This window comes from Acinetobacter entericus (assembly GCF_026168575.1).
Taxonomy (GTDB): domain Bacteria; phylum Pseudomonadota; class Gammaproteobacteria; order Pseudomonadales; family Moraxellaceae; genus Acinetobacter; species Acinetobacter bouvetii.
Window position 1 is genome coordinate 1 of sequence record NZ_JAPEQW010000052.1, and the last position, 7,993, is coordinate 7,993.

At 41.1% G+C, this 7,993-nt stretch carries 15 protein-coding genes and 1 pseudogene; 11 read left to right on the forward strand and 5 right to left on the reverse strand.

The annotated features are described in order from the left end of the window. From OKC24_RS18540 to OKC24_RS18565, 6 genes are all read left to right on the forward strand, one after another. A partial coding sequence (locus tag OKC24_RS18540; RefSeq protein ID WP_265466169.1) for a phage virion morphogenesis family protein occupies nucleotides 1-330 on the forward strand: 330 nt, incomplete at its 5' end. Further along, nucleotides 320-751, forward strand: coding sequence for a phage tail terminator protein (locus OKC24_RS18545; protein WP_265466170.1), 432 nt, complete (start codon nucleotides 320-322; stop codon nucleotides 749-751). The genes OKC24_RS18540 and OKC24_RS18545, both read left to right, overlap by 11 nt. Before the next feature lie 9 nt (nucleotides 752-760). After that, on the forward strand, nucleotides 761-943 hold the full coding sequence (locus OKC24_RS18550; RefSeq protein WP_265466171.1) for a hypothetical protein: 183 nt from the start codon (nucleotides 761-763) through the stop codon (nucleotides 941-943). Further along, on the forward strand, nucleotides 936-1,673 hold the full coding sequence (locus OKC24_RS18555) for a phage tail tube protein (RefSeq protein ID WP_265466172.1): 738 nt from the start codon (nucleotides 936-938) through the stop codon (nucleotides 1,671-1,673). The genes OKC24_RS18550 and OKC24_RS18555 overlap by 8 nt, the downstream gene beginning before the upstream one ends. Nucleotides 1,674-1,742: 69 nt before the next feature. After that, nucleotides 1,743-2,321 (forward strand): hypothetical protein, encoded by a 579-nt coding sequence (locus OKC24_RS18560; protein WP_265466173.1) that lies wholly within the window; start codon nucleotides 1,743-1,745, stop codon nucleotides 2,319-2,321. A gap of 59 nt (nucleotides 2,322-2,380) precedes the next feature. Further along, complete coding sequence (locus OKC24_RS18565) at nucleotides 2,381-2,908, forward strand: hypothetical protein (RefSeq protein ID WP_265466174.1); 528 nt, start codon at nucleotides 2,381-2,383, stop codon at nucleotides 2,906-2,908. A gap of 25 nt (nucleotides 2,909-2,933) precedes the next feature. Here OKC24_RS18565 and OKC24_RS18570 read toward each other — a convergent pair whose 3' ends face one another. The 3 genes from OKC24_RS18570 to OKC24_RS18580 all read right to left on the reverse strand — a co-directional run bounded on the left by OKC24_RS18570 (nucleotide 2,934) and on the right by OKC24_RS18580 (nucleotide 3,912). Then, nucleotides 2,934-3,224: an addiction module antidote protein gene (locus OKC24_RS18570; RefSeq protein WP_130148580.1), complete on the reverse strand. Its 291-nt coding sequence runs from the start codon at nucleotides 3,222-3,224 to the stop codon at nucleotides 2,934-2,936. Further along, nucleotides 3,221-3,523: a type II toxin-antitoxin system RelE/ParE family toxin gene (locus tag OKC24_RS18575; protein WP_121523948.1), complete on the reverse strand. Its 303-nt coding sequence runs from the start codon at nucleotides 3,521-3,523 to the stop codon at nucleotides 3,221-3,223. Before OKC24_RS18575 ends, OKC24_RS18570 begins: the two co-directional genes overlap by 4 nt. A gap of 83 nt (nucleotides 3,524-3,606) precedes the next feature. Beyond that, nucleotides 3,607-3,912, reverse strand: coding sequence for an Arc family DNA-binding protein (locus tag OKC24_RS18580; protein WP_130148576.1), 306 nt, complete (start codon nucleotides 3,910-3,912; stop codon nucleotides 3,607-3,609). A gap of 112 nt (nucleotides 3,913-4,024) precedes the next feature. On the opposite strand from OKC24_RS18580, the gene OKC24_RS18585 reads away from it, so the two are divergent. The 4 genes from OKC24_RS18585 to OKC24_RS18600 all read left to right on the forward strand — a co-directional run bounded on the left by OKC24_RS18585 (nucleotide 4,025) and on the right by OKC24_RS18600 (nucleotide 5,745). After that, a complete protein-coding gene (locus tag OKC24_RS18585) occupies nucleotides 4,025-4,186 on the forward strand; it encodes an Arc family DNA-binding protein (protein ID WP_130148574.1) in 162 nt (53 codons plus the stop codon). Nucleotides 4,187-4,268: 82 nt separating this feature from the next. Further along, on the forward strand, nucleotides 4,269-5,201 hold the full coding sequence (locus tag OKC24_RS18590) for a phage antirepressor N-terminal domain-containing protein (RefSeq protein ID WP_130148572.1): 933 nt from the start codon (nucleotides 4,269-4,271) through the stop codon (nucleotides 5,199-5,201). Between the two features lie 228 nt (nucleotides 5,202-5,429). Further along, nucleotides 5,430-5,600, forward strand: a complete 171-nt coding sequence (locus OKC24_RS18595; RefSeq protein ID WP_165381215.1) for a hypothetical protein — start codon at nucleotides 5,430-5,432, stop codon at nucleotides 5,598-5,600. Between the two features lie 7 nt (nucleotides 5,601-5,607). Beyond that, nucleotides 5,608-5,745, forward strand: a complete 138-nt coding sequence (locus OKC24_RS18600) for a hypothetical protein (protein WP_265466175.1) — start codon at nucleotides 5,608-5,610, stop codon at nucleotides 5,743-5,745. A 51-nt stretch (nucleotides 5,746-5,796) separates the two neighbouring features. Here OKC24_RS18600 and OKC24_RS18605 read toward each other — a convergent pair whose 3' ends face one another. Together OKC24_RS18605 and OKC24_RS18610 are read right to left on the reverse strand one after the other, a co-directional pair. After that, nucleotides 5,797-6,093, reverse strand: coding sequence for an XRE family transcriptional regulator (locus tag OKC24_RS18605; protein ID WP_130148570.1), 297 nt, complete (start codon nucleotides 6,091-6,093; stop codon nucleotides 5,797-5,799). Next, complete coding sequence (locus OKC24_RS18610; RefSeq protein WP_265466176.1) at nucleotides 6,093-6,437, reverse strand: type II toxin-antitoxin system RelE/ParE family toxin; 345 nt, start codon at nucleotides 6,435-6,437, stop codon at nucleotides 6,093-6,095. The genes OKC24_RS18605 and OKC24_RS18610 overlap by 1 nt, the downstream gene beginning before the upstream one ends. A gap of 58 nt (nucleotides 6,438-6,495) precedes the next feature. Between OKC24_RS18610 and OKC24_RS18615 the strand changes: the two are divergent. Continuing rightward, nucleotides 6,496-7,993: pseudogene (locus OKC24_RS18615) on the forward strand (tape measure protein); the annotation flags it as partial.

Consider the following 7,993-nt stretch of genomic DNA (forward strand, 5'->3'; position numbering starts at 1 on the left):
GATACCTCGCGGCTTATGAATTCCATTACCCATAACGTTCTGCAGGATGGAGTAGAAGTCGGGACTGATGTTGAATATGGTCCGATTCATCACTTCGGTGGTGATATCCATTACGAGGCACGTATGCGCCGGACGTATTTTCGGCAGAACCAGCGCACCGGTTTGGTTGGCAATACGTTCGTGCGTAAGGCGCGTTCCAATTTTATGCAGGAAAGTATGGGCAAGGCCTACAAAGTAAATATGCCGCGCCGGCCATTCCTTGGCTTAACTGAGAGTGATGAATTGGAAGTGATGGATTTAATCGTGGAGCATTTAACAAATGACGGATGAAGATAATTTCTTTGCTGTTCGTAATGAAATTTATGAAAAGCTGAAAGAGATCCCAGATTTTAAAAAGGTGTATACACCAGCCAATTCAGCCAAAGTTACTGAGCTTTCCCAGGTGACGCCAAATGCTCAGATTTATTATCGACGTGTCCGAAAATCTGATGATGCAGGCCGTTCATCAATAATGAGCCTGGCGCAGCAATGGGAAGTCACGATTTGTGAGCGTCACGCTGCATCACAGCAAAATGATGGCTCTGCTGTATTGGATCGTGCCGGCATGCTGACCATGAAAGTTTTAAAGCTGCTGTCCGGCTGGCGTCCTGCCTCCAGTAAACGTCCACTCGATATGATTGCGGTCGAGGAAGATTATTCACCAACGTGCGTGTACATCACTTTGGTATTTGAATCAAAAATGTTTGTTTAGGAATTATTCATGCAAAAACAATACAAAGCCCGGCAATCTGTCGGGCGTTTTAATTCTGGGGATATCGTTGGCGGTTTGAGCGATTCTCAAATTCAAGACTTACTGCAGCGCGGCGTGATTGAAGCGGTTGAAGAGCCTGCTAAAGCCAAGTCTGTAAATACCAAAAAAGATGAGGTGGAAACTAATGGCTGAAGAATACATTTCACTCCAAGGTAAATTTTACCTTTCGGAAATTACCAATGGTGTTGCAGGTGCTATGCGTTACATTGGTAACGTGCCTGAATTTGAGCTGGAAATTACAACAGATCAAGTTGAGCACCAAGAAAGCACATCAGGTCAGCGCACAACAGATTTCGTTTTAACAAAAACGACTGGTGTTAACTTCAAAGGTCAATTGGAAGAAGTAGATAAGGAGAACCTTAAATACATTCTTTCAGGTATGCAGACTGATGTAGCAAGCACAGTTGTAACGGATCATTCACTCGGTACTGTAAAAGCTGGTGAAGAGATTAAATTAAATGGTTACGGCTTGACGGCAGTTACATTTAAGACAGGATCTACAGATATTGACACCTCTAAATATAAATTAGATTTAGTATTTGGCACGGTTACTTTTAAAGAAGCTATCGCAGGCCCAGTTACTGCAGCGTATACGACTGGTGTTGTAAGTCATACGACTATTGCTGGTGATTTCAATAAAGAATATGAGTTGTTCTTTAAAGGGATTAATACTGCAACTAGTGACAATATGGCTGTGCGTCTATGGCGCACGAAAAAATCTCCTGAAACAACATTCCCGCTGATTCATGAAGATTTAGGTCAGTACGAAATTTCAGGCCAAGCATTATCTGATACTGATAAAGGATTGGATGCCACATTGGGCTTATATGGCCATGTTGTGACGATTCCAAAAGCCACATAAACAAACATAGGCACAAAGAACACAGGCGCGAAAGCGTCTTTTTTGTGCCTGCATTTATGAGATTGCATCATGAATGATTTTTTCTTGGCAGAAGGCCGAAGCGTTACATTGCCTTTCGGTAAATCTAAAGTTGCTGTGCAGCAACTAAAAGTACATAACCTTGATGTTTGGTTTCCGGCGGCCATAGCTGTTAAAACATTTTTAGAAAAGAAAGATTATTCAGATGAAATTTTGACGAAGCTATTTACATCACATGGGCTGCAAGTTCTGCATTTACTTGAGCTTACTACTGGCAAGAAACAAGCTGAATTGATGCAGCATGTTGATGATGAGCAAAGCTTCAAATTGCTAATCAAGACAATGCTGGAAGTAAATGTCGCATATTTTAAAGAACCAAAACCTCGGCAGCGTACAAAGTCAGGCGAAGAGCAGCCCAGCTGGTTTAATGCATTTCAGTTTTTAGCGGATCATGGTCATCAACATTCTGAAATTATGCAGATGAGCTACGGCTGCTTTGTGAACTACCTGAAAGCTGCTCAAAAAGTAAACATTGATGACAAGAAGCTTGATGCCAATGTGATCCGCGCAGCACACCACTCAGATAAAAAAGGTTTTGAAAAGTTTCAATCTGATTTATCTAAACATTGATGAATGTTGCAGATTTCACTTATTATATGCCTGAATAATAATATTATTGAGGGTTTGGGGTGAATTTAAAAGTTATGTCTGCGGTTGTTTTGCTGATTACTATTGGTATTTGTTACTTCATAAATCAGAGCAATAAAGCTTCCGCTGAAAGATTGAAGCAGGCTGAAATATCGAACCAAAAAAGATTGGAGCAAAATAAGCTGGATGCTATTAACGCTGAAAAAACTGCCGAAGCAGAGCGCATCAAGTCAGAAAAAGCCAAAGCTCTAAAGGCTGAGCAAGATCGGTTGATTAGCGAAAAGAATGCAAAGGAATTTGAGCAATCCAAGCAGGCTAGAGTGCAAGCAGGAATAAAGAAAATTGAGGATAAAATCAAAGCTGAAGCATTTGATGCCGCATCAGCACAATTTAGGAATCAAAAGGGAAATTGTGGCGAGGTGAATGCAAAAAATAGATTTGGGGGTTATGTTGGTTTCAAGCGATACATTTATGATCCAAAAACTGACTATGTGAGGGTAGAGGGTGATGCAACAGGATACACCCCATCAATTGTAATTGATGCGCTTTGGAAAATTGAATGTGAGTAAAAAAAGCACCCTAGGGTGCTTTTTTTCATGCATGTTGAAATGTGAGTTTTAAGCCCATTGCGCTAGCAACCTTGCTGACAGTAACAAAGCTTGGATTCCCTTGCTTTCCAAAGGACTTATATAGGCCTTCACGGGTTAAGCCAGTTTCCTGAGCAAGCTTGGTCATACCATATGATTTAGCAATATCACCTAGGACATGGGCGATATATGCGGGGTCGTCACCAGCTTCTTCCAGAGCTGCTTCAAGATAGGCCTGGCGATCTTCTTCTGTTTTAAGATGATCTTGGATGTTCCATTTTTTTAGCTTAACGGTCATGATTCACCTCGTATTTCTTTTGCTAATTCAAGTGCTTTGTCTATATCTTTTGACTGTGTAGATTTATCACCACCAGCAAGCAAGATAATAATTTCATCACCATGTTGTATGAAATAGATACGATAACCAGGGCCAAAGAAGAACCGTAACTCAGACACACTGTCACCAACCGGTTCAGCATCCCCAAAGTTGCCGAGTTCAACGCGACGCAGGCGGGCATTAATGCGAGCTTTGCCTTTTGTGTCTTTTAGCGCATCAAACCATTCGTCATAGACTTCGGTTGTGGTGATTTCATACATGTTTAATTGTAATCCATAGTTTACAGTTTAGGAAGTTTATTTTTGATTGAGGCGTTCGACATCCTTGCAAAGTCAGCGCTGACTTACTTTTTTTTGTTTTTTAATTCTTCAATATCTTTTTGCCTTTGAAGGTGGTCATCTTCTGTGGTGGATACCGTAATATTAAAAACACCAAAACGTACAGTTAGTTCTTTTAAAAGTAATTCTAGCTTAGCTTCTCGCAAGACATTCTCGTACTTGGATAGGTCATCTTTAAAGCTATCTTCAAGTCTAGCAACCATATCAGCATTCATTGAGCGATTATATTGCTCTGAAGATTCTGCAATTTTATCTCTTAGCTCGGGTGGTACACGCAGCCTAACGGTTACATGTTTTGGATTATCACTCATATAAATCTCCATAGCCTCACATTGAGGTTAAAATGTTTTGTAGATATGTTGACAATACCTCAAAATGGGGTTACTTTTAAATAACCTCATAGTGAGGCTAAAAGAGGAAACCATGAAAGATAAACAAAAAAATACAACAGATGTGCGATTCCGCTTAACAAGTGAATTGCATGAGCCATTAAAGAAAATGGCAGAAAAAGATCAGCGTTCAATGAATTATTTAATGAATAAGGCAGTTGAGCTGTTATTAACCCAAGAGAGTGCGAAAGCATGAAATTAACAGACAACAAAAAAGCCCATCAAATCTTGGCGGATCGGGGCTTGATTGAATTGTCACAAACCAAAGGAAAATAGTTATGACAGCAATGAGTTTACAGCAAATCACCGTACCATTCCACAATGCTGAGCTATATATTGTGGAATTTGAAGGGCAACCATACACAGCAATGCGTCCTATTGTTGAGAATATGGGGTTGGATTGGAAAGCACAATTAGTCAAAATTAAACAGCGGTTTAATTCAGTTGTGGGGGAAATCACCACAACTGGTAAAGATGGCAAACAGTATCAAATGCTGTGTTTACCGCTTAAAAAGCTTTTCGGTTGGTTGATGACAATCAGTCCAAACAAAGTAAAACCCGAACTTCGCGATACAGTTATTAAGTATCAAGAAGAATGTGACGATGTGCTTTGGGATTACTGGACAAAAGGTAAGGCGGTAAATCCACGTAAAACAACACCAAAAGATCGCGAAAACTTACGACACGCAGTATCAAACTTGGTGTCGCGCGTGAAGATTAATTTTTCAGATGCTTATATCATGGTTCAACAACGGTTTAATGTTGACCACATTGATGAAATACCGCTAGAAATGCTTGATGAGGCGGTGGAGTATGTTCATGGTCTAATCCTAACCTTTGATAAAGCTCAGCAACATTCACCAGTAGATATTAATGCTGTGCAGGATTGTCACGGTGTATTGCAATATCGCTTGATTGAGTATCACAGTCAGCTTGAAAAGGAAGTAAAGCGTTTAGGTGGCAAAATGCCTGAACACCCATCTTTTAATCCAGAACAAGTAGCACAGGCTTTGATATCAAGAATACTTCAGGGTAAGCAGATGATGATCAAGCTAAATTATCAAGGTGGGTTTTCTCTAGATTTAATTCCAAGAGAAGCTGTAATGGTGGATGCTAACAACATTCCAGAATTGGTTAATCGCACAGACTTGGTCTCAAAGGAACAATTGCCGCTAATAGTGCAGAACGCCATGGGTCGATTAGTTAAATAATATTAGATAATTTAAAACCACTCTTCGGAGTGGTTTTTTAATTAGAAGTCAGACGTATAAGAGAGAGGTTAAATAACCATCGTTCGCGGTGGTTTTTTATGCCCAAAGAAAAACCCCGATAGTACTAACTGTCGGGGTTTTTATATTCAAAAAAGCAAAAAGCCCGTGACTCGCAATCATGGGCTTTTTTGTTTCCCACAAATTGAACAGGAATAAGTGAGAACATAAGTGAATTATAACCCCAAACACCAAGTAAAGGTAGATGGAAAAATGAGCGAACTAGGCGCTGATAAAGCAGGAAACAAACTGGCAAATGCCGCAATGATTGCCGCCGTCTTATTTGGAATGGCAGCCCTTATAGCTGCTATTGGAATGGCTTATAAAAGCGTGATTGGTTGATAAAGCAATGAATCAGTTATCAGAAAGTAAAGTTTTAAGACGCTGGACCTATGTCATAGGTGTCTTGGTAATCGTTGGTATGGGTACATGGCAATTAGCTCCAATACTTCAAGCATTAGCCAAATTAATAGAAGTTCTTAAATAAAACCGACCCAAATAAGAGGTCGGTTTTTTATTACCTGAAATTTAGAAGGATTTATGCAGGAACAAGTCCCACATGGATCTTTTGACCTAGAGCGTTTGCAGCACTTGCAAGTGTGGTGAGTGTAAGGCTGGTGTCTTCCTCATCCAGCAAGCGGTTAAGAGATGCTCGACTGGTATGCATTTTTGCGGCCATGGCAGTTTTAGTTAGATTTTGAGCTTTCATTGCTTCGGCTATTTGCCACGCAAGGACGCGCTTTATTGCAACAGCAGTGGCTTCCTCAAGTAAGCCTTCTTCTTGCAAGAAATCATCGAAACTGCTGCCAACGTGTTGGTTGTTGAAGTTATTCATCATGATCTCCGTGACTGTTTCAGTCTTTGTTTAGCTAAGGCTAAATCGGGCTTTGGTGTGCTTTGTGACTTTTTAACAAAACCATGAAGCAAAAGCATGGTGTTGCCACTTACAGTAAAAAATATGCGTGCAATTCCAGATGAGATAGTAATCCTGATTTCCCATAGATCGGTATCCATCTTCCTAACAAGCGGCATACCCAATGGCCAACCAATTTGAACGGTTCGAATATCTTCACCCAAGGCTTTTTTGTCAATTGGATGAAATTCTTTTAGCCATTCTTTCACTGGTTCGCTACCACTATCTGTCTTAAAGAACAGCACGGTCATTGGTATTACAGGCATCACATGCTCCTCTTTATTCAATTGTACCAAAAATGATACGTTTCACAAGGGTTTTAATATGACTGGAAAAAATTTAACGTTCAAGCTGGTAATGGATGCTGATACCAAGGGTTTTGATGCTGGCACTAAAGCATCAAAAGATAATTGGGAGTCATTCATTTCTCTTGTGAAAAAGGAAGCGGATGGACTTAAAGCGGCCTCTTTAGAAACAGGAAAAGAGGTTAGCAAAATTGTACCTGATGATCTGCAAAAGAAGGCTGACCAGGCTAAAGGCAAGTTAAGCGAAGTGTCTCAAGCTGCTGGCGAACTGCAAGGTCAAGCTATTGAGGCAGCCGGCAAGATTGATGGCTTAGGCAATGAGCTTCAAGACACAGCAAATAAGGCTAATAAGGCCAGCTTTGAAATCGGTGGTGCCATTCCTGGTGATGCTGTTCAACTTGCAGAAATGCTGGGTAATAAGTTCTTCTCTGCTGCAAAAGAAATTGAATCTCTGGGCGATAAGTCGACAATCAGTGCTGGTGAACTCCGTGCAATGTCGAGTGCTGGTGAACAGGGCCTTAATGAGCTGAATTTGGCACTGAAAGCCGCTCAGGCAGAACTGGTTCGACTGCAAAGCACTGATGGTACTCTGCAAGATATTGAAATAGCCAAACAGCGTGTTCTAAGTATCCAAGATGCCATTAACGAAGCATCCAGTGCCTTCAACTACTATCAAGGCGTTGCTATCAATGCCATGAGAGGTGTGGATGGTGCTACTCAATCAGCTATCAATCAAGTACAACGTTTTAGCGCCGTAGATCTAACCGGGGTAGTAGGTGAAGCGCAGACCGCTACCCGTGCAATTGAAAGCATGGGTGATGGTGCTACAGTTTCAACCAAGGAGATGGAGCGCATTGGTCAGGCGGGCGCTAACAGCATTAATGCTTTAGAAAATGAGTTACTGGCTGCCAGATCTGCATTTTCAGCATTGGAAAAAAGTAGTGAAGCCATCACACTTGAAGAAATTAAAAACGCAGGAGATAAGGTCAAGGGCCTTGAACAAGCGGTCGATCTAACTAAATCCGCNGGAAAAAAGTAGTGAAGCCATCACACTTGAAGAAATTAAAAACGCAGGAGATAAGGTCAAGGGCCTTGAACAAGCGGTCGATCTAACTAAATCCGCATTTAGCGAGTTCAATGTAAAAGCATCATCAGCCATGCAAAGTGTTTCTGCCAGCACAGATAAAGCCTCAACTAGTGCCAAGCAGGCTGGTAATGATATTTACAGCGCATTAGGAATTAAACCGCCTACTGTTATTAATGATGCGATTGCTGACTTGTCTCGAAAGCTTGAGAACTTTAAAGCCAATAGCAAACTTCCAGCTGAGGAAGTTGCACGTGTCACCAAGATTACCGAACAGGAAATTGCGCGCTTAAAAAATGAATTAAATGGTGTTGAGCCAGCGGCTGAAAAAGCAAATTCAGGCGTTTCAAACCTATCCAAAGGAATGGATGGAGCTAAATTTGCAGTAAATGCCTTGGTTGGTGCTATGGCAACACTCGGTGTTGGTCTAGGC